This window comes from Streptomyces sp. (assembly GCF_031181705.1).
Taxonomy (GTDB): Bacteria; Actinomycetota; Actinomycetes; order Streptomycetales; family Streptomycetaceae; genus Streptomyces.
This window is the reverse complement of the sequence record NZ_JAPSKN010000008.1, coordinates 9,381-32,513: the sequence shown is the minus strand read 5'-3', so window position 1 is coordinate 32,513 and position 23,133 is coordinate 9,381. Positions and strand designations below refer to the sequence as shown.

Below are 23,133 nucleotides of genomic sequence, written 5' to 3'. Positions count from 1 at the left end.
GCCCCGCTTTGCCCCGAATAAGCGGCAGGGCCGATTCCGGCCCGCATGGCAGGCCCGTCCGAGGGCACCGGCCCCTTCGGTCGGTTGCCGGGAGGGTGCCTTGGACTTCATGACGCGGCGTGCGGTGAGATGCCTGAAGGTGATGTTCACGGTCGCCGTGAGCCTGAATCTCGTCGAGGCCGTCGGAGATCCGAGCGGGGCGGTGTGGACGGCGGTCCGGCTGGCGGCAACCGCGGCCTTCACCCTGGCTCTGGCCGCCTGCGCCGTGCTGTGGGTGCTGCGGTGGCGCCGCGCGGGGGACTGATGGGCGGGCGGACGCACAGCGCCGGTTCGCTCGACCGTCGGCGCGGCGCCCGGGCGGCGGGCGTCTTCGGGGCCGTGGTCGCCGGGCCGCAGGAACTGCTCGACTCCGGTGTCGGCTGGGACTTTCTCCTGTCCGCGGCGGTCGGGGCCGCCGCGGGCGCGGTCGTCGGCCTCGCCTTTCCCTCCGTCCTGTCCCGGCGGCGCCGGGAACGGCCCGCCGTCCCGCCGCCGCCGCATCCCCCGCCCCCGCCGCCCGAGCAGAGGACCTGAGGCCGCCCCACAGCCAGGCGGGGCTCATGCCTGCACGATCGGCTCCCGCGTGAACAGCGCGCCCAGCTCCGGGGCGTTGACCCGGCGGTCGGCCAGCCGGAGGGCCTCCCAGACCGTGACCTGGTTGGCGGTGAGGACCGGCTTGCCCAGTTCCTTCTCCAGAGCCGGGATGTGGGCCGCCGTGTGCAGGGCCGTGTCGGGCAGGAGGAGCGCCTCGGCGTCGGGGTGGTCGGAGTTCCGCGCCAGGGCGAGGACTTCCGGCTCGCCCCACGTGGCCACCTCGGCCGCCGCGATGACGCCCGAGCTGCTGACCGACACGATGTCGACGCCGTCCGAGCGCAGGAACTGCGCGAAGAGCTGCGCCACGTCCTCCGGGTACGTCGCGCCGATCGCGACCCGCCGCACCCCCAGTTCCCGTACCGCGTGCACGAACGCGAAGGACGTCGAGGAGGCGGGCATGCCGGCCGCCACGGCGAGCGTGCGGACCTGCTCCTGGGCGCCGTCCCAGCCGTGCACGAAGCTGCCGCTGGTGCACGCCCAGACGACCGCCTCCGCGCCGGCGTGCCGCAGTTCCTGCACGCCCGTCGCCAGCCGTCCCGCGGAGCCCGTCTCCAGCAGCGCGTCCGCCCGGTGCGCGTCCTCACCGAGGTCGGTGTGCACCAGGTCCACCCGGATGTCGCTGCCCAGCAACTGCTCGATGCGGGGATAGTCGTCCTCGGCGGAGTGGCCCGGGTAGAGGAATCCCAGTGCTGTCATGTCCAGCCTTCCTGCTGCTGCTCTTCTTCCGGCACTACGGGACCGGGGTCCGCCCCCGGCGGTACGGGACCGGAACGCGCCGCCGGATCGACCGGCGCTTGGTACGGTCCCACCGCACGGGTACCCAGTCGGCGCAGCGCCGCCCACATCGTCACTTGGTTGGCCGAGATCACCGTGTACGGCGTCACCGGCGCCACCCGGCGTACGTCCAGCTCGGCCAAGGCCTCCAGCAGCGCCCCGGAGGTGGTGATCGCGGGGACGGCCCCGGCCCGGCCCATCGCCTCGCACAGCGTCTCGTGCTCGCTGACCAGGCGGGCGAGATCGTCGCTCACCTCGACCGGCCCGTAGGGCGTGCGCGTCACGCGCAGACAGAGGCCGTACGGGACCCGGCGCCACAGCTCGCGGTCGAGGGCGAAGCCGAAGGGGGCGACGACGCCGACCCCGCGCCGCGGGCCGGGTCCGCGGAGAAGGGAGACGTCCATGGCGGGCACCGGTTTCACGCTGGGCGACAGGCAGGCGACTCGGCGCGGGAACGCCCCGTGTTGACGCCGGTAGGTTCGGGTGCGAGCGTGGTCAATCCGCCCGGATCACCCCTCGGCCGACCCCGGGTGTACTCGTCGTCACCGGCGGCCCCGCGCGGTCCCCGGCCCCGCCGAACGGCTGGAGAAACGGCTGCTCATGCCCACTCCCACCCTGCTCGTCCTGGACGCCGACCCCCTCCCCCGCCTCGGCCGCCTCACCGGCCGCGCGCGTATCGAACACACCGACGCGGCGGGGCTCGCGGAGCGCCTCCCGCGCGCGGATGTGCTCCTGGTGTGGGATTTCACCTCGCGCGCCGTCCGGGACGCCTGGCCGGGCGCGGGTCCGCGCCCGCGCTGGGTGCACACCGCGAGCGCCGGGGTGGACCATCTGATGTGTCCGGAACTGGCCGCCTCCGACACGGTCGTGACCAACGCCCGCGGCGTCTTCGATGAGCCGATCGCCGAGTACGTCGCCGCACTCGTGCTGGCCATGGCCAAGGACCTGCCGCGCACGCTGGAGCTCCAGCGGGAGCGGACCTGGCGGCACCGCGAGACGCGCAGGGTGGCCGGGAGCCGGGCCGTCGTGGTCGGGTCCGGGCCGATCGGCCGGGCGATCGTGCGCACGCTGAAGGCGCTGGGCATCACCACCGCGCTGGTCGGCCGGGCCGCGCGCTCCGGCGTGCACGGCCCGGAGGACCTGGACCGGCTGCTGTCGCGCGCCGACTGGGTGATCGCCGCCGCGCCGCTCACCGAGCAGACGCGCGGGATGTTCGACGCCCGCCGCTTCGGCGTGATGCAGCCGTCCGCCCGGTTCGTCAACATCGGCCGCGGGGCGCTCGTCGTCGAGGACGCCCTCGCCGAGGCCCTGCACAAGCGCTGGATCGCGGGTGCCGCCCTGGACGTCTTCGAGACCGAACCCCTGCCCGCGGACAGCCCGCTCTGGCGGGCCCCGGGCCTGATCGTGTCCCCGCACATGAGCGGCGACACCGTCGGCTGGCGCGACGAACTCGGCGCCCAGTTCGTGGAGCTGTACGAACTCTGGTCGTCCGGCGAGCCGTTGCGGAACGTGGTCGACAAGCGGCGTGGGTACGTACCCGGACACTGACGTTCCTGGGAGGGTGGATGACCGAGCTGACCGAGCTGACCGAGCTGACGGCCGTACGACTGCTCGACGGGTACCGCACGGGCGAGTTCAGTCCCGTGGAGGCGGCCCGGGCGGCGCTGCAGCGGGCCGAGTCGATCCAGCCGGAGGTGAACGCCTTCGTCCGGCTGACCGCCGAGGACGCGCTGGAGCGGGCCCGGGAGTCGCAGGAGCGCTGGCGGCGCGGTGAGCCACGGGGGCTGCTGGACGGGGTGCCCGTCACGGTGAAGGACATCCTGCTGCTGCGCGGGGCACCGACCCTGCGCGGCTCGACGGCGGTGGATCCGGCGGGGCGCTGGGACGAGGACGCCCCGTCCGTGGCCCGGCTGCGGGAGCACGGGGCGGTGTTCCTCGGCAAGACGACGACCCCCGAGTACGGCTGGAAGGGAGTGACGGACTCGCCGCTGAGCGGTGTGACCCGCAACCCCCACGACCCCTCGCGCACGGCGGGCGGTTCGAGCGGCGGCAGCGCGGCGGCCGTGGCGCTGGGCGCGGGGCCGCTGTCGCTGGGCACGGACGGCGGGGGCAGCGTCCGCATCCCGGCCTCCTTCTGCGGCATCTTCGCGCTGAAGCCGACCTACGGACGCGTGCCGCTGTACCCGGCGAGCGCCTTCGGCACGCTGGCGCACGTGGGGCCGATGACCCGGGACGCGGCGGACGCGGCCCTGCTGCTGGACGTCATCGGGCACCCGGACTCGCGCGACTGGTCGGCGCTCGCCCCGCCGCCCGGCTCGTACGCGGAGGGCCTGGCCGGCGGGGTGCGCGGGCTGCGGGTGGCGTACTCGCCGACGCTGGGCGGGCAGGTGGCGGTGCGGCCGGCGGTGGCGGCGGCGGTGCGGCGGGCGGTGGAGCGGCTGGCGGAGCTCGGCGCGTACGTCACGGAGACCGACCCGGACCTCACCGACCCCGTGGAGGCCTTCCACACCCTGTGGTTCAGCGGGGCCGCGCGGGTCACCCAGCGCCTCGCGCCGCACCAGCGGGAGCTGCTCGACCCGGGCCTGCGGGAGATCAGCGCGCGGGGCGCGAGGTACTCGGCGCTGGACTATCTGGCCGCGGTGGACGTCCGGATGGACCTCGGTCGGCGCATGGGCCGTTTCCACGACACCTACGACCTGCTCGTCACGCCGACCCTGCCGATCACGGCGTTCGAGGCGGGCGCCGAGGTGCCGAAGGGGTCCGGCCACCGGCGCTGGACGGGCTGGACGCCGTTCACGTACCCGTTCAACATGACGCAGCAGCCCGCCGCGAGCGTGCCGGTCGGCTTCGACGGGGACGGGCTGCCGGTCGGTCTGCAGCTCGTGGCCGCCCGGCACCGGGACGCATTGGTGCTGCGGGCGGCCCACGCGCTGTACGAGGCCGGGGCGGCACCGGGCAGCCGGCCTGCGCCCTCCTGAAGCTCAGCGTCTCCCCCGCCGTCCCCGGTCAAGGGCAGCCGGAGGGGAGGTGGGGGACTTGCGAAGAGCGGCATGACCAGAAGGCGCTCGGGTAGCCGCGCGCCCATGGCTCCACCAGAGAGAAGCCCACACAAAAGCCCACACAGAAGTCCGGAACACCTGTCCCGGCCCGGCTCCGGACCCACCCGCCGGTCGCTGCTCGCGGGGGTCGCGGCGCTCGGCACGCTGGGCGCGGCCGGATGCAGCCGGGTCGCGACCGCCTCGGACGTCGAGGGCGGCGACCTCCTCGACCGCCTCCGGGCGGCGGGCGTCGTCCGTCTCGGCATCGCCGGCGAGATCCCGTTCGGCTTCATCGACGAGAACGGCGAGCTGACCGGGGAGGCACCGGAACTGGCCGAGGTGATCTTCAAGCGCCTCGGCGTCGCCCGGGTCCAGCCCGTACCGACCGAGTTCGGCTCGCTCATCCCGGGCCTGAACTCCCAGCAGTTCGACGTCGTCGCCGCCGGGATGTACGTCAACCCCGAGCGCTGCGCACAGGTCATCTTCGCCGACCCGGACTACCAGATGCTCGACGCGTTCATCGTCCGCAAGGGCAACCCCAAGGGACTGCGCTCCTACCAGGACGTCGTCGAGAAGAAGGCGAAGTTCGCCACCGGGACCGGCTACGCCGAGATCCAGTACGCCGTCGAGGCGGGCTACGAGGAGGGCGACATCCTCATCGTCCCGGACCAGGTGGCGGGACTGAACGCCGTCGAGGCCGGGCGCGTGGACGTGTTCGCCGGCACGGCGCTCACCGTGCGCGAGGTGGTGAAGAAGTCCGCCAGGGCGCAGGCCACGGAGCCGTTCAAGCCGATCGTGGGCGGCAAGCCGCACGTCGACGGGGGCGCCTTCGCCTTCCGGCCGACCGAGACGAAGCTGCGCGACGCCTTCAACGCGGAGCTGCGCAAGCTCAAGAGGAGCGGTGAACTCCTCCGCGTCCTCCGGCCGTTCGGTTTCACGGAGGCCGAGATGACGGATCTGACCGCGAAGGAGCTGTGCGGCGGATGACCTCGGGACTCTGGGAACTGGTACTCAAGGGCGTCTGGGTCACGATCCAGCTGCTCGTCTGCAGCGCGCTGCTGGCCGCGGCGGTGTCCTTCGTCGTCGGCGTCGCGCGCACCCACCGGCTGTGGATCGTCCGTTTCCTCGCGGGCTTCTACACCGAGGTGTTCCGCGGGACCTCGGCACTGGTGATGATCTTCTGGGTGTTCTTCGTGCTGCCCCCGGCCTTCGGCTGGCAGCTGGTGCCGCTGTGGGCGGGCACGCTGGCCCTCGGCCTGACCTACGGGGCCTACGGCTCGGAGATCGTGCGCGGCGCGCTGACCGCGGTCGACCCGGCGCAGCAGGAGGGCGGGATCGCGCTCAGCTTCACGCCCTGGCAGCGGATGCGGCTGATCCTGCTGCCGCAGGCGGTGCCGGAGATGATCCCGCCGTTCTCCAACCTGCTGATCGAGCTGCTCAAGGGCACCGCCCTGGTGTCGGTCATGGGCATGGGCGACCTGGCGTTCAGCGGCAACCTGGTGCGTCTGGCGCTGCAGGAGAGCGCGGAGATCTACACGTACGTCCTGCTCCTCTACTTCGTGATCGCCTTCCTGCTCACCCGGGTCATGCGCTCCCTGGAGAAGAAGCTCAAAGCGGGCGTCGGCACGGCGCCCGCCGACAAGACCAGGGCTGCCGAGCCGGTCGTGGTGGAGGCGGTCCGATGAACTGGGACTGGAGCGCGGTCTCCGACTTCATGCCCGACTTCTGGGAAGGCCTGCTGGTCACCCTGCAGATCCTGGTGCTCGGCTCGCTGATCTCGTTCGTGCTGGGCCTGGTCTGGGCGCTGCTGACGCGGGTGCCGACGCGCTGGGTGGCCTGGCCGGTGGGGGCGGTGACGGAGTTCGTCCGCAACACCCCGCTGCTGGTGCAGCTGTTCTTCCTCTTCTACGTGCTGCCCGAGTGGGGCCTGACCTTCTCGGCGTTGGCCACCGGTGTCTTCGCCATCGGGCTGCACTACTCGACGTACACCATGCAGGTCTACCGGGCCGGCATCGAGGCCGTGCCGGCCGGCCAGTGGGAGGCGGCGACGGCGCTGAACCTGCCGCTGCGCCGGACGTGGACCGCGGTGATCCTGCCGCAGGCGGTGCGCCGGGTGGTGCCCGCGCTCGGCAACTACGTCATCGCCATGCTCAAGGACACGCCGCTGCTGATGGCGATCACCGTCCTGGAGATGCTCGGTCACGCGCGCCTGTTCTCCCAGGAGCACTTCCGGTTCACCGAGCCGCTGACGGTGATCGGCGTGGCCTTCATCGTCATTTCCTATCTGGCCTCCCTTGCCCTGCGAGCCCTGGAGCGACGCCTTGTCCACTGACACCCTCCCCGAACCCGGCACGAACCCCGGGAAGAACCCGGCCGGGAGCGGCGGCGAGCTGATCCGGCTGGAGCAGGTCACCAAGCGCTTCGGCGACCACACGGTCCTGGACCACCTGGACTTCTCCGTGGACGCCGGCAAGCACGTGACGCTGATCGGCCCGTCCGGTTCCGGCAAGACCACGATCCTGCGGCTGCTGATGACGCTGACCAAGCCCGACGAGGGCGTGATCACCGTGGACGGGGAGCGGCTGTTCCCGGCGCCCGAGAAGCAGGTCCGCGAGGTCCGCAAGAAGATCGGGATGGTGTTCCAGCAGTTCAACCTGTTCCCGAACATGACGGTCCTGCGCAACATCACCGAGGCGCCGGTCACGGTCCTCGGCCTGTCCAAGGACGCCGCCGAGGAGCGGGCGCGCGAGCTGCTGGAGCTGGTCGGGCTGACCGACCACCTCGACAAGCACCCGGCGCAGCTGTCCGGCGGCCAGCAGCAGCGGGTCGCGATCGCCCGGGCGCTGGCGATGCGCCCGAAGGTGCTGCTCCTGGACGAGGTGACCTCCGCACTCGACCCGGAGCTGGTCGCGGGCGTGCTCGACGTGCTCAGGGACATCGCCCGCTCCACGGACATCACGATGCTCTGCGTGACCCATGAGATGCATTTCGCCCGGGACATCTCCGATCAGGTGCTGATGTTCGATTCAGGCCGGATCATCGAGGCCGGACCACCGGAGAGGATCTTCAGTGAGCCGGAGAGGAACCGCACCCGGGAATTCCTCAGCGCAGTGCTCTGACTACGACCCGTGAACAGGCAGAACGCCGAGCCGCCGGACTGGGGCATGCGTCTGGCATATGCCAGAGTGCCATTGCCCCAGTTCGGATGCCCGGGAATCCTGTCAACCCCCGCTCCCCGCAGCGGCTTTGCCGGTTAACCTGGACACGGTTCACTGACCGGATTACGGCCCTACAGCAAGCGCAGGGGGAGACCACCGTGGCGCTGAAGCACGAGCCGACCACCCCGCACCACTCGGCCCAGGAAGCGCTGCGCGTCCTGGAGACGGTGGCGCGAAACAGTTCGGGCGTCACCGACGCCGAGCTCGCCCGGCGCACCGGCATCGGCCAGGAGCGACTGACCACGCTCCTGCGCATGCTGCGCCGCGAGGGCTACGTCGAGCAGATCACCGACGGCGCCTACGTCACCGGCGAGACCCTGGCCCGTCTCACCTCCGCCCGCCGGCGCGAGCAGGCCCTGCGCGACAAGCTCCAGCAGACCCTGGACCGGCTGCGCGACTCGGTCGGCGCCGCCGTCTACATGAGCCGCTACGTCGACGGCGAGATCAGCGTCACCCAGTACGCCGACAGCCCGGCCACCCCCAAGGTCAACGAGTGGGTCGACTTCCGCTCCTCGGCCCACGCCACCGCCATCGGCAAGAGCCTGCTCACCCAGCTCGACCACGCGGGCCGCCGCGACCACCTCGCCCGGCACAAGATGGCCCGCCTCACCTCGCGGACCATCACCAGCGACCGGCTGCTGCTGTCCCGGCTGGAGGCCCAGCCGCCGACCGTGCCCGTGCTGGACCTCCAGGAGTACGCGGTCGGCACGGTCTGCGCGGCCGTCCCGATCACGGCCGGCTCCTCCGTCGGCTGCCTGGCCCTGTCCCTGCCCATCGAGCACGCCCACCGCCTGCGCCAGGCCGCGGACACCCTCAACCGCAACGCCGCGCCCCTCCTGCTGTCCATGGCGATCTAGGGCCTGGCCGGGCGGTCCGGAGCACCCCTTCGGACCGGGTAGTATTTTCTGCGTCGCCCGCCGCGGAACACGGTTCCAGCGGTTGGCGGGAGTCATGCGCCGCTAGCTCAGTTGGTTAGAGCAGCTGACTCTTAATCAGCGGGTCCGGGGTTCGAGTCCCTGGCGGCGCACGGTGACGATGGCGAGGCGTGTTCGCAGAAAAGCGCGAACCACCTCGCCATCTCTGTCATTGCGCGGCTTCGCCGCGCGGTGTGGGGGCTCCGCCACCCACACCCCCTGCCGAAGGGCCTCTCGTGGGAGCGAGGGGCCCTTCGACGTGTTCGGGACCAGGGGTCAGGGCGGCACGGACGTCCCCTGGTCGACACCGGAGACGAGGTCGGCGTACGGGCCCGTGGCCTGGGCGTAGACGGTGACGAGACTGGCGCAGAACACGACGACCACGGCGAGGAACGCGAGGACGCCGACCGCGGTCATCGCCCGCCTCGCCCGGCTCGGCACCAGGGCCGTGGCCACGACCCGGCGGCCGCTGGTGTAGCGGACCATGACGTAATCGCCCTCGACGGTCGCCGCGGGGCCGCCGTCCTCCTCGAAGCGGATCACCCGGCCGTCACGCGCGATGAACTCGTACACGTGGTGGAGCCCACCCCGCCCCGCCGGATACACCCCGAGGCACCGGCCCTCGGCCGTCAGCCCGCTGTTCCAGGCGCCCCGCAGCCGCAGCCAGCGCCGCACCGCGCGGCAGGCCATGCAGACCGGCGGCAGCATGACCAGGGCGGGCACGACGTAGCGGATCACGTCCAGCGCGCACCCCCGAGACCGGTGCGCCGGCCCCGAGCGGCCGGCGTGGGAGGAACCTACCCACGCCGGCCGCGGCGGTGACTCAAGAGAACCTCAGAGGTTCAGAAGGTGACGTCCGAGCAGGCGTAGAACGCGTTGGCCGTGTCGGCGATCGTCCACACCGCGACGATGACGTGCCGGCCGCTGAGCCCGGACGGCAGCCTGCCCGTGTGGGAGAGGGTCTGCGGGGGCCGCTGCCCGTTGTACGGCACCGTGAAGAACGGCGTGAGGTTCAGGTCGGACCGGGACAGGTTGTGGTTCTGGTTCCAGCCCGGCTTGGTGATGTAGTACTTGAAGTCGGTCGTGGCGTGCATGGCCGTGAACTGCCAGCGGAACGTGTAGTTCTGACCACCCGTCACCTGCGTGGCGGGCCACGCGCCGCCCGACGGCGTACGGGGTGCGCTGAGCTGGCTGAAGTGACTGACGCCGCCGTTGCATATCTGCCCGTCGGCCGGTCCGGAGGCCGGGAAGCCCTTCGGCCCCTCGACGCTCTGCGGCTCCCACTGGATGGAACCGCAGTTGGTCACGGTGCCGTTCTGACAGAGCTTCTGCCGGCTGATGGGGAGGTCGGTGTAGCCGTGGCCACTGGCACCGCCGGAGGAGAGTACGAGGGCTCCGGTCGTGGCCAGTCCCACCGCGAGTGCGGACAACTTGGTCCTTGTGCGCATGCTGCCGCTCCTGGAGAACGTGGGGGAGTTTCACTGAGGCGTGCAGGTAGGTCTAGACCAAGTCTGAGAGTATGACCGTGAGTTGAACATGTCCATACCAATCACGGAGTTGTTTCCCCGCGGCCCGCGCAGAACGCCACCGTCAGGTCCTTCACCAGCACCTTGCGCTCGTAGTCGTCGAGTTCGACCAGCCCCCGCATGGTCAGCCGGGTCACCGTGTCCTCCACCGAGTCCACGACCGAGGTGAGCACGCTCGCCCGGTGCCGGGCGTCCAGGGCGGCGATCCGGCGGCGGTGCATCGCGGCCGCGACCTCGGGTGCGTACTCCACGCGGAGCGGCTGCACGGAGAACACCTCAAGGCCGACCGGGGCGGCGTCCGACGCCACCAGCCGGGTCAGGGCCTCGGCCGCCGCGTCGCCCGACCCCTTCGCCCCGCCCGGCGTCTCCACCGGCACCCGGGCCAGGGCGGCCTCCACGCACTCGCGCAGATACGACTCGTGATCCTCGACACCCAGCGTGGCCCGCGCGGTGTCCCGCACCCGCCACACCACCTGGACGACCACCCGCAGCGCGACCCCGCTCCCGTCGGCGGCCGGCAGCGGCTCACCGCGCCAGTGCCGCAGCCGTACGTCCACCCGGCGGCGCAGCAGCAGCGGGTTGACCCACAGCAGTCCGGAACGCCGGACGGTCCCCCGGTAGCGGCCGAACAGATCCAGCACCCAGGCCCGGCCGGTTCGGCCCCGGGCCAGACCGCCGAAGCCGAACAGGCCGAGCGCGCCGGCAGCCGCGTACGCCGCCCACTGCGCGGGGCCGAGCCCGGCCCCGGCCTGCGCGGGCAGCCGCAGCGCCTCCACGACGAGTGGCGGCAGCAGCCCGGCCCACCAGGAGGCGGCCGCACACCCGGCCGCCCCGCACGTCCCGGCCAGCACGCCGACCGCCCCGGGCAGCACCCGCGCGGGCCGCTCCGCCAGGTCGGGGTCGAGCTGCGGCACGGGCCGCGGCGCCGCGGTGGCCGCGCGCCGCGGCCGGGGCTGCTCGCCCGTGCCCTGCCTGCGGCCGACCACCGCGGGCCGCAGCGCCACCGTGGCCGGGTCGGGGTCGTCGCGGAACAGCAGGTGGACGGGGATCTCGGTGGTGGCCTCGTTCTGGATGAGCCGGGCGGGCCTGACCGGACCCTCGGCGGGTCCGTCGGGTCCGGACGGGTGGGACGTGGTCGTACTCATGCGTGCCTCCAGCCTCCGCGCCAGATGCGTCACAACGGGTGGTCCCCGGTGCCGGGCGGGCCCGGCGGGTGCGGGCCTCACGGACCGGCCGGGGGTCGGATCCGGCCAGGTCGGCCGGGGTGGGGGCCGCGACCGGCGTTCGAGGCCGGCCGGGTCGGCCCGGGTGTGCGGGGCCCCTCCGCCGGCCTACGAGAAGAGGCGCCGCCAGGTCTCCGGCCCCGGGTAGCCGTCGGCCGCGCCGCCCCGCCAGCCCTGGGTGCGCTGGAACGCCTCCACGGCCCGCCGGTCCGCCTCGCTCCAGCGCGGCCCCGGCCCGACCGCGTAGAACCTGCCGAACCCCTTCCGCACCAGCTGCCTGCCGAGTCGGGTGACGTACACGTTGTCGGCGCCGGGCCGGAACGCCGCCCGCCCCGGGTAGCCCGGGACGCCGTGGGAGGACGGCGGCGGCCCCACCACCCCGCCTCTGACGTCCTTGCCCTCGCCGGTGACCAGCAGTTCCCAGGTACGCGGGCCGGGCAGCCCGTCCGCGTCGGCGCCCGTCCAGCCCTGCGCCAGCTGAAAGGCCCGGGTCGCCCGCCGGTCCGCGTCCGTCCAGCGCGGCCCCGGGCCCGAGGCGTAGGAGGCCCCGGCTCCACGCGCGACGAGCATGCGGCCGAGCAGCGTCACGTACTTGTTGTGCGCGCCGGGGCCGAAATACGCCGCCCCCGGGAACGGCGTGGCCGCCGGGGCGCCCGGCTTGCCGCCGCCCGGCTCCGGGGCCGGCTCCCCGGCCGTGACGCCCTTGTACCGGTAGGGGACGTACCGGTCGGAGTCGCTCCAGTAGGCGTACGGGGTGGACTGCCGGCGGGTGTGCGGGCGGGTCTGCTCGTAGGCCGTGTAGTGGCGGTGCGTGTCGTCCGTCCAGCCGCCGAAGATCGTGACGTGCGACCCGCTCTCGGGGGCGGCCGCGTTGTGGAACAGCAGAATGTCGCCCGGCTGGAGTTCCTCCTTGGAAATGGGATCCGCGTACTGGGCGAGGCTGCCCGTCCATTCGTTCCCGGGCAGTTTCCAGGCCATGGAGACATAACCCGAGCAGTCCTGCCGGTAACCGTCGGACCAGTAGGCGGTCATGCTGTACGGCACCTTCGCGGCGACCCAGGTCTCCGCCCGGTCGATGATCTCCGCGCGGGTGATGGCCGAGGGTTTGCGCGGCAGTGCCGGACGGCCGGCCGGGCCGTGCAGCGGAGCCCTGTCCCCCTGGGGAGTGTCGGGCTCCTCACCTGCGGGAACACCCGGCCGGTGGGGGGCGTGCGGCGGGGCGGCCGCAGCCGGTGCGGCGTGTCCCGCGCCGAGCGCGGCGGACGCCACGGCCGCGAGGGCGAGGGCCCGGTGGGCGGCCGGGTGGGCGGTTCCCCGGCCGGCCCGGGAATGCGGAAGGACGCGGCGCCAGTGGACACAGCCGGGGCAGTCGCAGTCGCTCGCGGGGTCGAATTCCTCGAATACCGGAGACTCCATGCGATTCCCCTCACACTTCCGGCGGAAAATGCGGTGCCCGTGGACGTCCGGGCGCGCGTCGCCAGTTTCGCAACTGTCTTCCGCACGCGCATGCTGACGGTCCGAATGATGTACGCGCCCCCCTCCCCGGAGACCCCGCGGGCCCGGCGGAGTGGTCCGGAGCACCTCGGCGCGTCCTGTAGAGTTACGACGTCAGCGCGCGCCGCTAGCTCAGTTGGTTAGAGCAGCTGACTCTTAATCAGCGGGTCCGGGGTTCGAGTCCCTGGCGGCGCACCGACCAGGAAGGCCCCTCGGAGACGAGGGGCCTTCCTGCGTGTCCGGACAGCCGTGCGTCCGGGGTTCCCCCCTGGCCGGAACTTTTCTCTGGCCGGAACCGGGGCCACCGCACGTTTGGCCGGATACCCTCTCGCCATGGCAGCGCGTGACCTCCAGGAGCGGATCAAGAAGCTCATCATCGACCGCCGGCTGGCCTCCGGGGCCCCGCTGCCGACCGAGCCCGAGCTGATGGAGTACCTCGGCGCGAGCCGGAACTCGGTCCGCGAGGCACTGAAGGCGCTCCAGGCGATGGGCATCGTCGAGATCCGGCACGGCTTCGGCACCTACGTCGGCCCGATGTCCCTGGCCCCGATGATCGAGGGCCTCGCCTTCCGCACGGTCGCCGGGCACTACCGGGGCGAGGACTCGCTGCTCCAGCTGCTCGAACTGCGCGAGGCCGTGGAGACCGGTCTGGCCTCCCGGCTCGCGGGGCGGATCCCGCAGGACGACCTCGTTGAACTGGACGCGCTGGTCGGCCGTATGGAAGAGCAGGCCGCGCAGGGAGCCGGCCTCGCCGAGACCGACCGCGCGTTCCACGCCACCCTCTACCGGGGGCTGGACAACGTGCTGCTGAGCGAGGTGCTGGAGGCGTTCTGGGACGCCTTCCACCGGGTCAGGACGGACCTCGGGGGCGTGCCCCAGGACCCGAAGGTGACCTGCCGGCAGCACCGGGAGATCCTGGACGCGGTGCGGTCCGGCGACGCGATGCGGGCGGAGGAGGCCATAAGGGAGCACTTCGGCAACATCCGTGCCCGCCTGTCCACAACGACTCCACAGGGTCCCCACAAGCGCCACAATGAACACGTATGACCGGTAAACACCGCGTTTCGCGTCTTGCGATCATGACGAACGCCGTAGAACCCTGGATTTCTGGTTTTTCAAGATGCTGCGGTTTCGTGGCAGTTGGGGGGATGTGATACCGGTTGCGGACCGGGCGGGGGTAGGGGCCCCGTTCGTGAAGCGATGCCGTGGGGGGCATCATGCAACCGGAAGGTCGCGTTGCCATGTCTATAGGGTGTGGATGACGTGGTGACTGCGACCCACCACTGATACGTCTGTGAAGGTCGAGGGGGACCGCAGCAGACGGTAGGAAGCGACGAAACACGCGGCGATCCGCGTGTGGGGGGATGACTCATGACGTCGAGGCCCACGGGTGCCCGGCAGGACCACGACCCGTCACAGACCACCCAGCTGAGGGTGCCGTCTCACCGGATGAGCACCACGGGGACGTTCCGGCGGATCAAGAAGACGCTGCCGAGATACGACTACGAGCACTACAGCCGGCTCGCGGGACCCCTCACCCAGCCCGATCCGAGCAAGCCGTACAAGGTGCAGTACCGCTCGCTCATCTCACAGGAGCCGCACCGCATCCGGGTCGCCCTGATGCTGGCGGCGGCCCCGGTGCTGTCGCTGGTGCTGCTGTTCTGGCTGCTCCAGCCCGAGCACTGGACCGAGCGCGACTACCCGGCCTTCGACTGGCTGCCGGCGCTCGACATGGTGATGCTCGTCTCGATCGGCCTGATCGAGTTCTTCCGCTGCATGAACGTGCTGTCCAACGCGCACGCCACGCTGGTCGCCCGCGACCCGATCCCGGTGGTGCCCGAGGTCGGTACGAGAGTGGCCTTCCTCACCTCCTTCGTGCCCGGCAAGGAGCCGCTGGAGATGGTGACGAAGACCCTGGAGGCGGCGGTGAAGATCCGCCACCGGGGGCTGATGCACGTCTGGCTGCTGGACGAGGGCGACGACCCCGAGGTGAAGGCGGTCTGCGAGCGCCTCGGCGTGCACCACTTCTCCCGCAAGGGCGTCGCGAAGTGGAACCAGGCCAAGGGCCCGCACCGCGCCAAGACCAAGCACGGCAACTACAACGCCTGGCTGGAGGCGCACGGCGACGACTACGACTTCTTCGCCTCGGTCGACACCGACCACGTGCCGCTGCCCAACTACCTGGAGCGGATGCTCGGCTTCTTCCGCGACCCGGACGTCGGCTTCGTCATCGGCCCGCAGGTCTACGGCAACTACGACTCGTTCGTCACCAAGGCCGCCGAGTCGCAGCAGTTCCTCTTCCACGCGCTGATCCAGCGCGCGGGCAACCGCTACGGCGCCCCGATGTTCGTCGGCACGTCCAACGCGGTGCGCATCAAGGCGCTCAAGCAGATCGGCGGCCTGTACGACTCGATCACCGAGGACATGGCCACCGGCTTCGAGATCCACCGCCACAAGAACCCGGCGACGGGCAACAAGTGGCGCTCGGTGTACACCCCGGACGTGCTCGCCGTCGGCGAGGGCCCCAGCGCCTGGACGGACTTCTTCACCCAGCAGATGCGCTGGTCGCGCGGGACGTACGAGACGATCCTCAAGCAGTACTGGAAGGGCTGGTACTCGCTGCCGCCGAGCAAGCTCTTCAACTACACGATGATGATCATCTTCTACCCGATGTCCGCCCTGAACTGGATCCTGGCGGCGCTGAGCTGCTGCCTGTTCCTGGGCCTGGGCGCCTCGGGTGTGAACATCGACCCGGCCGTGTGGCTGATGCTCTACGGCAACGCCTCCGCCCTGCAGATCGGCCTGTACGTCTGGAACCGCCGCCACAACGTCTCGCCGCACGAGCCGGAGGGCTCCGGCGGTGTGGCCGGCATGGTGATGTCGGCACTGTCGGCGCCGTTGTACGCGAAGGCGCTGATCGACTCCGCGCTGCGCCGCAAGAGCAAGTTCGTGGTCACGCCCAAGGGCGACTCCGCGAGCCCCGACCGCTGGTTCGGGACGTTCCGCTACCACTGGTACTTCATCCTGATCTTCGGCGGGTCGATCGCGGCCGGCCTCGTCTTCGGCCACTCGCACCCCGCGATGATCATCTGGGCGACCTTCGCGATGCTGATCACGGCCACGCCGATCTTCGCCTGGCGCTGGCAGCTGAGGCAGGACGCGAAGAAGCCCGCCGCTCCCTCCGGGGAGCCGCCGCAGGACTCTGCGGGCCCGCACCGGACGCAGCCGCTGCCCGTCCCGCAGCAGCCCGCGCCGCACGCCCCGCAGCACAGGCCCGGTTGGGCCGCCCCCGGCGCGAACGGGGAGGTCGGGGGGACCGACCAGACCATGCAGATCGCCCTTGGTGGACTTGGGGGACGTAAGGAATGAACGACCGTGCAGGCCGCCGCCGGGCCCGTCGACTCGCGATCGGCACGGCGGTGGTACTCGCGCTGGCCGGGATGAACGGGCCGTGGCTCTACCGCTTCAGCACCGAGAAATACCACCAGTACACAATCAACAAGCCGGAGTACAAGGCCGCCAACGGCAAGTGGGAGATCATCGAGTTTCCCGAGGAGTACCGGCAGAACACCATCCACGCGGCGCTGCTGCGCACCGGCAAGGTGCTGCTCGTCGCGGGGTCGGGCAACAACCAGGACAACTTCGACGCGAAGAAGTTCGACACGCGGATCTGGGACCCGCTCAAGGGCACCATCAAGAAGGTCCCCACGCCCGCCGACCTGTTCTGCACCGGCCACACGCAGCTCGCCAACGGCAACCTGCTGATCGCGGGCGGCACCAAGCGGTACGAGAAGCTCAAGGGTGACGTCACCAAGGCCGGTGGCCTGATGATCGTCCACAACGAGAACCCGGACAAGCCGATCACGCTGCCCGCCGGCACGAAGTTCACGGGCAAGGAGAACGGCAAGACGTTCGTCTCCAAGGACCCGGTGCTGGTGCCGCGCGCCAAGAAGGTCTTCGACAAGGCGACCGGCAGGTTCCTGCGCAACGACCCGGGCCTCGGCCGGATCTACGTCGAGGCGCAGAAGCGGGGCAAGAAGTTCGAGACGGGCACGCAGGACAACTACCGCGTGCACGGCCTGAAGGGCGCCGACGCCAAGAACACCTACGGCATCGCGCAGAAACTCGCCCTGGACAAGAAGGACTTCCAGGGCATCCGGGACGCCTTCGAGTTCGACCCCGTCGCCGAGAAGTACATCAAGGTCGACCCGATGAAGGAGGCCCGCTGGTACCCGACGCTCACCACCCTGAGCGACGGGAAGATCCTCAGCGTCTCCGGCCTGGACGACATCGGCCAGCTGGTCCCGGGCAAGAACGAGGTCTTCGACCCGAAGACCAAGAAGTGGACCTACACGGACACGGTCCGGCAGTTCCCGACCTACCCGGCGCTGTTCCTCATGCAGAACGGCAAGGTCTTCTACTCGGGCTCCAACGCGGGCTACGGGCCGGACAACGTGGGCCGTGACCCGGGCGTGTGGGACGTGGACACCAACAAGTTCACGAAGATTCCCGGCCTGAGCGACCCCAAGCTGATGGAGACGTCGGGCACGGTGCTGCTGCCGCCGGCGCAGGACGAGAAGTACATGGTGATCGGCGGCGGTGGCGTCGGCGAGTCCCAGCGCTCCAGCGAGAAGACCCGGATCGTCGACCTGAAGAAGCCCGACCCGCGCTTCGTGGACGGCCCGTCCCTGGACAAGGGAACCCGCTACCCGAACGCCTCGATCCTGCCGGACGACAGCGTGCTGATCTCCGGCGGCTCGGAGGACTACCGGGGCCGCGGCGACTCCAACATCTTCGAGGCGCGGCTGTACGACACGGAGAAGAACGAGCTCAGGCGGGTCGCCGACCCGCTGGTGGGCCGCAACTACCACTCCGGTTCGATCCTGCTGCCCGACGGCCGCGTGATGTTCTTCGGCTCGGACTCGCTCTACGCCGACAAGGCCAACACCAAGCCGGGCAAGTTCGAGCAGCGCATCGAGATCTACACCCCGCCCTACCTCTACGGCGACGCCGACCGGCCCTCGCTGTCGGGCGGGCCGCAGACCATCGAGCGCGGCGGCACGGGGACGTTCACCTCGTCGGACGCGTCGAGGATCGACAAGGTCCGGCTGATCCGGCCGAGCGCCGCCACGCACGTCACGGACGTCGACCAGCGCTCCATAGCCCTGGACTTCAAGGCGTCCGGCGACAAGCTGACGGTGACCGTGCCGAAGAACCGGAACCTGGTCCAGGCGGGCTGGTACATGCTGTTCGTGACGGACGCCGAGGGCACGCCCAGCAAGGCGCAGTGGGTCAGGGTGCCGTAGCGGAAACGGCCGCGGAACGGCTGAAAGGGGCGCCCCCCGGTCAGGAGGGCGCCCCTTTCGCATGGCCGTGCGGGGTGTGTCAGCCGGTGGCCTTCGCCAGCTTCAGGGCGTAGTCCGCCCACCACTGGCCGGCCTTCGGGCCGCCCTTGCACTCGCCGTCCGACTCGCCGGGCCGCTTGACCCACAGGTACGCGTCGACCAGCGGGTCCGCCGTCTTGGTGGTCGGCGTCTCGCCCAGCGCGCGGCCGGGCGGGTTGCACCAGCGCTCGTCCGGGTTGCCCTCGGTGTACGGGCCCTTGCCGTTGCGGCTGGTGTCGATGACGAAGTGCTTGCCGCCCACCTTGGCGGAGAGCTGCTTGCCGTAGGCGATGGAGTCCTCGGTGGAGTAGAAGTTGGAGACGTTGACCGAGAAGCCGTCGGCCTGCTCGATGCCCGCGCGCTGCAGCGGTTCGAAGATCTGGTCGGGGTTCTGCCAGCCGGCGTTGCCCGCGTCCAGGTAGACCCTGGTCTTCTTCAGGGCCTTCAGCTTGGCGACGGCGCCCTTGAGGAGGTCGTAGCGCTCCTCGTGGAACTGCTCCGGGGTGCAGCCGTCCACGAGGTGGAGCAGGGCGTCCGGTTCCAGGACGACCGTGGCCGGGCGGTCTCCGATGCCCGCCGCCACGCCGTCGAGCCACGCCCGGTAGGCGTCGCCGTCGGCGGCGCCGCCCTGGGAGTACTGGCCGCAGTCGCGGTGCGGGATGTTGTAGAGGACGAGCAGGGCCGTACGGCCGGCCTTGTCTGCGGCCTCGGTGAAGCCCCGGGTCTGCTCCTCGGGGTTGTCCGGGCCGACCCACTCGGCGACCGGCTGCTCGGCGATCTTGCGGATCTGCTCGGCGTCCTGCTTCTTGCCGGCCTTCTCCAGCGCGGCGACCTGCCGGGCCGCCGTACCGTTCGGGTTGACCCAGAACGGGGCGGTCTCCTTCGGCTGCTGGGTGATGCCGGCGCCCGCGTCGGCGCCCTGCTCCGGGCCCTCGTCACCCCCGTCGCCGCCCGAACATCCCGCGATCAGCAGTGCCGCCCCCAGCACCACCGCGGACACCCGCCTCCCCGCGCGTGCCCCGACCCCCCTGCTGCCGTACATCCAGCTCCCCCTTGGGTGCAGCGTTGTGAGGCTCAATCCTGACATACGTCCCGCAGCGCCCACGAGGCCAGACCCGACCTGCGCGGATGACGCAGCGCCACCGCACCGGGACTTGGCGTCATCCAACCTCTAGGCCCGGGCGGTCCTTTGGTTCTAGAGTCTTCCCTGCAGGGCCCGGCCTCCGGCCGGAGATTCACCCACCGTGTCTCCCGTGACCTCCCGCGCAGCTCGCCGGGTTACTCCCGCAGCCCGTGCGCGCGGTCGAGGCCGGCCCGGCCGGCGGCTTCAGGGGGAGCGGGCCGCCGGCCGGGTTGGGTGGCACCGCCGGCCGTCACAGGCCGGTTCCGGTCAGGTACGCCGAGACGACCACGTTCGCCGTGTAACTGCGTGCCGTACGGTCGAAGCTGCCGCCGCAGGTGACCAGCCGCAGCTCGGCCCGCCCCGACTCGCGGGGTCCGTAGGCCTGATGGGCGTCGAAGCGGTCGCGGGTGAGGACCTGGACCGACTCCACGGTGAACTCGGCGACCTTCGCGTCCGCCCGGATCACCCGGATCGTCTGGCCCGGCCGCATGGCGCTGACCTTGTAGAAGACGGCCGGCCGGGTGTCGGTGTCGACGTGTCCGACCAGCAGCGCGGTGCCGGGTGCCCCGGGCGCCGCCCCGCCGGCGTACCAGCCGACCACGCCCGGCTGGTCGTAGGGCGGCGGGTCGAGCGCCCCGCGCGCGTCCAGGCCGCGTGCCACGACGGGGGCCTGTACGCCGAGCCCGGGGATGTCGACGCGCTGCGGCAGCGCGTCGGTCAGGGGCTGGTGGGCCGGGGGCAGCTTGACGTCCGGGGGCCGGCCGGCCGCCGCCATGTCGCCCGTGGTGGGGGCGGATATGCCGTGCCGCACGTCGGTGACCTCGCGGCCCCACAGCCACAGGCCGAGCAGCAGCACCACCCAGGCCATACCGGCCAGCAGCCGGCCGGTGCCCGCCGAGTGCCTCCGTTCCTGGTCGGACATGGTCAGCCCGTTCCACGGCTCCGGCGGAACCCGCCCAGCGCGACGACCACGGCGGCCACGCCGGCGAGCACCAGACCGGTCACACCCTGCGCGGTACCGGGTCCGGCCCCGCGCTCCTCGGCGGCGACGAGGTCGGCGGCACCGCCCCCGCCGGCCCGGACGGGCGCGACGGGCGAGGCGGGCGCACCGGGCCGGTGCCCGGCGGACCCCGGCTCGTCGCCCTCGGCGCCGGGATCAGGGGGCGCGGACCGCCCGCCACGGGGGACGGACGGCGGCCCACCGGTCCCGGGGGTGAGGGGCTGGCCGTCGGCACCGGGGGTGACGGGCTGACCGTCGGTGCCGGTCGCGAGGGACCGGTCGCCGGTGCCGGGGGCGGGCGCCTGCCCCGCGCTCGCGGGGCCCGGCTGCTGCCCGTCCTCCCCGGGTGCGGGCGGTCGCGGGGCCGGGCGCCCGTCGGCGGTGCCCTTCCGGACGGTGAACGTGCCGGTGCGTTCCGTCTCCCCGCACGGGACCCGCACGGTGTACGTGCCCGCTGCGAGCGTGGAGCGGACGCGGCTCTCGCCGGTGAGTTCGCGCGCGGCGTCCGCGACGGTGAGCCGCGCGTCCGTGACGAAGGCGGGCGAGACGGCGACGGCCGTGCGGTGGGGGCAGCCGGTCACGCGGAGCGTGACGTCCGTGCCGGGCGCGGGGGTCGCCGGGGACACCGACACGCTGCCCGCTCTCCCCCTCACCCCCTTCTCCCCCGTGTCCGCCGCGTACGCCGTCGGCGACAGGGCGGCCGCGGCCAGGACACCCGTACAGACCGTGACTCTCAGGGAACCCATCGTGAACCTCCAGATGCCTGGAGCCTCTCCCGCGCGGCCGGTCACCGCATCCGCAGCGACGCGGTGACTGCTCCGTACGGGTGGCGACGGGTTTGAGGGCGGCGGAGCGCCCGCCGGAAGGGGTCAGACCCGTTCGACGAGGTCCGCGATCGAGTCCACGACCTGCGACGGACGGTACGGGAAGCCCTCGACCTGGTCGGGCCGGGTCAGGCCGGTGAGCACCAGGAACGTCTGCATCCCGGCCTCGATGCCGGCCAGCACGTCGGTGTCCATGCGGTCGCCGATCATCGCGCTGGTCTCGGAGTGCGCCCCGATGGCGTTCAGCCCGGTGCGCATCATCAGCGGGTTGGGCTTGCCCGCGAAGTACGGCTTCTTGCCGGTGGCCTGGGTGATCAGCGCGGCCACCGCGCCGGTCGCGGGCAGCGGGCCCTCGGTGGAGGGGCCGGTCTCGTCGGGGTTGGTGGCGATGAACCGCGCGCCGCCGAGGATCAGCCGGACCGCCTTCGTCATGGCCTCGAAGGAGTACGTGCGGGTCTCGCCGAGGACGACGTAGTCCGGCTCGTGGTCGGTGAGGATGTAGCCGATGTCGTGCAGGGCGGTGGTCAGGCCGGCCTCGCCGATGACGTACGCCGAGCCGCCCGGCCGCTGGTCGTCCAGGAACTGGGCGGTGGCCAGCGCCGAGGTCCAGATGCTCTCGATCGGCACGTCCAGGCCCATGCGCTTCAGCCGGGCGTGCAGGTCGCGCGGGGTGTACATCGAGTTGTTGGTGAGCACCAGGAAGGGCCTGCCGGACTCGCGCAGCTTCTTGAGGAAGGCGTCGGCGCCGGGGATCGGTACGCCCTCGTGGATGAGCACACCGTCCATGTCGGTGAGCCACGACTCGATGGGCTTGCGGTCTGCCATGTGCGGGATCTCCTGCCGTACGCGGTCCAGCGTGCGACCCAGCCTAAACAGTGGCGGGATCTTGCGGAATGGGCCGCCGGCCGCGTCCCGACAGGCGGGACGCGGCGTCCCCGTCCCTCCTGCCGGGGGGTGCGTCAGGGGCGTCTGCGGACGAGGAGCAGGATCCCGCCCCCGATGAGCAGCCCGGCAGCGGTGGCCGCGGCGATCTGGACGCCGGTACCGGTGCGGGCCAGTTCCTCGGCGAAGGGGAAGCGGTCCGTCCGGGGCGGGACGGAGGCGTCGGGGTCGGGATCGGGGTCGGCGTCGGAGCGCGGCTCGGTGCCGGTGTCGGGGTCGGCGTCGGTGTCGGTGCGCGGCTCGTCGTCCTCGATGCGGAAGCGGTAGTCGTTGGACTGTCCGACCCAGTCACCGTCGTCGTCGTGCCGCTGCACGACCGCGGCGTTGGCGGTCACGTCGTTGGGTGCGGCGTCGGAGGTGACCGCGAGCCTGACCTTCACGGTGACGGTCCTGCCCGGGCCGACGGTGAACCCGCCGAAGCGGTCCTCCTCGCCGGTGAACGCCCCGACGAGTTCGTCCTCGCCGGTCTTCTCGAACCGCACGGGGTGGGCGCGGGTCCCTTCGAAGAACTCCAGCCGGGGCTGGGACGGTTCCAGGGCGCGCCGGTCGTCGACGAGCACGACGACGGGGTGGATGGCGGAGCAGGTCCGGTCGGTGGTGTTGGTCAGGTCGAGGTACCAGGTCCCGAACCCGCCCCCGGCCGTGTAGGCGTCCGGCCCGCCGCGCAGGCGGGTGGTGAGCGGGAAGGTGTGGTCGTCGGGCGCGGCACAGGCGGGTGCCGGGTCCTCGGCGTACGCCGGGGGAGCACCCGTGAGCAGGGCGGCGGCTGCCGCCGCCAGGCAGAGACGAGCGGGCGTGCAGAGTCGCATGATGATGTGACATAGCCGGAAAACGGCGAAGGGAAGACGGCCGGGCCGGGAAGCACCCCGAACGGCGGCGCGGATCCGCCCGGTCGGCGGACGGCTCCGGGGCCGGCGGGAGCCGGCCTTCACCCGTCTTACCCGCCCTCCTCCCGAACACCGGTCCCAGCACAGCACCCAGCCGCGCCGCCCCGGCCGCCAGGGCTCACCCCGCGCATCCCCCGCTCCGGCGGACAGGCC

23 protein-coding genes and 2 tRNA genes are annotated in these 23,133 nt (G+C 71.9%); 14 read left to right on the top strand and 11 right to left on the bottom strand.

Annotated features, from left to right (window positions below):
* Positions 1 to 109: 109 nt before the first annotated feature.
* Entirely contained in the window at positions 110 to 304 is a 195-nt protein-coding gene (locus tag RIN80_RS03335; RefSeq protein WP_309093939.1) for a hypothetical protein, read from the top strand.
* Positions 304 to 573, top strand: a complete 270-nt coding sequence (locus RIN80_RS03330; RefSeq protein ID WP_309093938.1) for a hypothetical protein — start codon at positions 304 to 306, stop codon at positions 571 to 573. The genes RIN80_RS03335 and RIN80_RS03330 overlap by 1 nt, the downstream gene beginning before the upstream one ends.
* Before the next feature lie 24 nt (positions 574 to 597).
* Here the strand turns inward: RIN80_RS03330 and RIN80_RS03325 are convergent, their stop codons facing one another.
* Positions 598 to 1,329 carry a decarboxylase gene (locus RIN80_RS03325; RefSeq protein WP_309093937.1) on the bottom strand — a complete coding sequence of 244 codons (732 nt, stop codon included), beginning with the start codon at positions 1,327 to 1,329 and terminating at the stop codon, positions 598 to 600.
* Positions 1,326 to 1,811 carry a hypothetical protein gene (locus RIN80_RS03320; RefSeq protein WP_309093978.1) on the bottom strand — a complete coding sequence of 162 codons (486 nt, stop codon included), beginning with the start codon at positions 1,809 to 1,811 and terminating at the stop codon, positions 1,326 to 1,328. Before RIN80_RS03320 ends, RIN80_RS03325 begins: the two co-directional genes overlap by 4 nt.
* Before the next feature lie 196 nt (positions 1,812 to 2,007).
* Between RIN80_RS03320 and RIN80_RS03315 the strand changes: the two genes are divergently transcribed.
* From RIN80_RS03315 to RIN80_RS03280, 8 genes are all read left to right on the top strand, one after another.
* The gene (locus RIN80_RS03315) at positions 2,008 to 2,955 is read left to right on the top strand and encodes a D-2-hydroxyacid dehydrogenase (RefSeq protein WP_309093936.1); all 948 of its coding nucleotides are present in this window, start codon (positions 2,008 to 2,010) and stop codon (positions 2,953 to 2,955) included.
* A 26-nt stretch (positions 2,956 to 2,981) separates the two neighbouring features.
* Positions 2,982 to 4,385: an amidase gene (locus RIN80_RS03310; RefSeq protein ID WP_309093977.1), complete on the top strand. Its 1,404-nt coding sequence runs from the start codon at positions 2,982 to 2,984 to the stop codon at positions 4,383 to 4,385.
* A gap of 105 nt (positions 4,386 to 4,490) precedes the next feature.
* Complete coding sequence (gene ehuB / locus RIN80_RS03305; RefSeq protein ID WP_309093935.1) at positions 4,491 to 5,432, top strand: ectoine/hydroxyectoine ABC transporter substrate-binding protein EhuB; 942 nt, start codon at positions 4,491 to 4,493, stop codon at positions 5,430 to 5,432.
* Positions 5,429 to 6,130: an ectoine/hydroxyectoine ABC transporter permease subunit EhuC gene (gene ehuC / locus RIN80_RS03300; protein ID WP_309093934.1), complete on the top strand. Its 702-nt coding sequence runs from the start codon at positions 5,429 to 5,431 to the stop codon at positions 6,128 to 6,130. Before ehuB ends, ehuC begins: the two co-directional genes overlap by 4 nt.
* A complete protein-coding gene (gene ehuD, locus RIN80_RS03295) occupies positions 6,127 to 6,777 on the top strand; it encodes an ectoine/hydroxyectoine ABC transporter permease subunit EhuD (RefSeq protein ID WP_309093933.1) in 651 nt (216 codons plus the stop codon). The genes ehuC and ehuD overlap by 4 nt, the downstream gene beginning before the upstream one ends.
* Positions 6,767 to 7,564 carry an ectoine/hydroxyectoine ABC transporter ATP-binding protein EhuA gene (gene ehuA / locus RIN80_RS03290; protein ID WP_309093932.1) on the top strand — a complete coding sequence of 266 codons (798 nt, stop codon included), beginning with the start codon at positions 6,767 to 6,769 and terminating at the stop codon, positions 7,562 to 7,564. Before ehuD ends, ehuA begins: the two co-directional genes overlap by 11 nt.
* 197 nt (positions 7,565 to 7,761) lie before the next feature.
* On the top strand, positions 7,762 to 8,520 hold the full coding sequence (locus RIN80_RS03285; RefSeq protein WP_309093931.1) for an IclR family transcriptional regulator C-terminal domain-containing protein: 759 nt from the start codon (positions 7,762 to 7,764) through the stop codon (positions 8,518 to 8,520).
* A gap of 96 nt (positions 8,521 to 8,616) precedes the next feature.
* A tRNA-Lys gene (locus RIN80_RS03280) sits at positions 8,617 to 8,690 on the top strand.
* Positions 8,691 to 8,853: 163 nt separating this feature from the next.
* Here the strand turns inward: RIN80_RS03280 and RIN80_RS03275 are convergent.
* The 4 genes from RIN80_RS03275 to RIN80_RS03260 form a co-directional block, all read right to left on the bottom strand.
* Positions 8,854 to 9,315 carry a hypothetical protein gene (locus RIN80_RS03275; RefSeq protein WP_309093930.1) on the bottom strand — a complete coding sequence of 154 codons (462 nt, stop codon included), beginning with the start codon at positions 9,313 to 9,315 and terminating at the stop codon, positions 8,854 to 8,856.
* A gap of 104 nt (positions 9,316 to 9,419) precedes the next feature.
* Positions 9,420 to 10,025, bottom strand: a complete 606-nt coding sequence (locus tag RIN80_RS03270) for a lytic polysaccharide monooxygenase (RefSeq protein ID WP_309093929.1) — start codon at positions 10,023 to 10,025, stop codon at positions 9,420 to 9,422.
* Between the two features lie 101 nt (positions 10,026 to 10,126).
* Positions 10,127 to 11,248: an SPFH domain-containing protein gene (locus tag RIN80_RS03265; RefSeq protein ID WP_309093928.1), complete on the bottom strand. Its 1,122-nt coding sequence runs from the start codon at positions 11,246 to 11,248 to the stop codon at positions 10,127 to 10,129.
* A gap of 186 nt (positions 11,249 to 11,434) precedes the next feature.
* Positions 11,435 to 12,742 carry a peptidoglycan-binding protein gene (locus RIN80_RS03260; RefSeq protein WP_309093927.1) on the bottom strand — a complete coding sequence of 436 codons (1,308 nt, stop codon included), beginning with the start codon at positions 12,740 to 12,742 and terminating at the stop codon, positions 11,435 to 11,437.
* 199 nt (positions 12,743 to 12,941) lie between these two features.
* On the opposite strand from RIN80_RS03260, the gene RIN80_RS03255 reads away from it, so the two are divergent.
* The 4 genes from RIN80_RS03255 (at position 12,942) to RIN80_RS03240 (ending at position 18,126) form a co-directional block, all read left to right on the top strand.
* Positions 12,942 to 13,015: transfer RNA gene (locus RIN80_RS03255), tRNA-Lys, on the top strand.
* A gap of 138 nt (positions 13,016 to 13,153) precedes the next feature.
* A complete protein-coding gene (locus tag RIN80_RS03250; protein ID WP_309093926.1) occupies positions 13,154 to 13,867 on the top strand; it encodes a FadR/GntR family transcriptional regulator in 714 nt (237 codons plus the stop codon).
* Between the two features lie 324 nt (positions 13,868 to 14,191).
* Positions 14,192 to 16,189 carry a glycosyltransferase family 2 protein gene (locus RIN80_RS03245; protein ID WP_309093925.1) on the top strand — a complete coding sequence of 666 codons (1,998 nt, stop codon included), beginning with the start codon at positions 14,192 to 14,194 and terminating at the stop codon, positions 16,187 to 16,189.
* On the top strand, positions 16,186 to 18,126 hold the full coding sequence (locus RIN80_RS03240; protein ID WP_309093924.1) for a kelch motif-containing protein: 1,941 nt from the start codon (positions 16,186 to 16,188) through the stop codon (positions 18,124 to 18,126). The genes RIN80_RS03245 and RIN80_RS03240 overlap by 4 nt, the downstream gene beginning before the upstream one ends.
* Positions 18,127 to 18,205: 79 nt before the next feature.
* Here the strand turns inward: RIN80_RS03240 and RIN80_RS03235 are convergent, their stop codons facing one another.
* The 5 genes from RIN80_RS03235 to RIN80_RS03215 all read right to left on the bottom strand — a co-directional run bounded on the left by RIN80_RS03235 (position 18,206) and on the right by RIN80_RS03215 (position 22,902).
* Positions 18,206 to 19,246: a glycoside hydrolase family 6 protein gene (locus RIN80_RS03235; RefSeq protein WP_309093923.1), complete on the bottom strand. Its 1,041-nt coding sequence runs from the start codon at positions 19,244 to 19,246 to the stop codon at positions 18,206 to 18,208.
* Positions 19,247 to 19,577: 331 nt separating this feature from the next.
* Complete coding sequence (locus RIN80_RS03230) at positions 19,578 to 20,249, bottom strand: class F sortase (RefSeq protein WP_309093922.1); 672 nt, start codon at positions 20,247 to 20,249, stop codon at positions 19,578 to 19,580.
* A gap of 2 nt (positions 20,250 to 20,251) precedes the next feature.
* Positions 20,252 to 21,073 carry a hypothetical protein gene (locus tag RIN80_RS03225; protein ID WP_309093921.1) on the bottom strand — a complete coding sequence of 274 codons (822 nt, stop codon included), beginning with the start codon at positions 21,071 to 21,073 and terminating at the stop codon, positions 20,252 to 20,254.
* Between the two features lie 123 nt (positions 21,074 to 21,196).
* Positions 21,197 to 21,976: an HAD-IIA family hydrolase gene (locus tag RIN80_RS03220; protein ID WP_309093920.1), complete on the bottom strand. Its 780-nt coding sequence runs from the start codon at positions 21,974 to 21,976 to the stop codon at positions 21,197 to 21,199.
* A gap of 134 nt (positions 21,977 to 22,110) precedes the next feature.
* The gene (locus RIN80_RS03215; protein WP_309093919.1) at positions 22,111 to 22,902 is read right to left on the bottom strand and encodes a hypothetical protein; all 792 of its coding nucleotides are present in this window, start codon (positions 22,900 to 22,902) and stop codon (positions 22,111 to 22,113) included.
* Between the last annotated feature and the right edge of the window lie 231 nt (positions 22,903 to 23,133).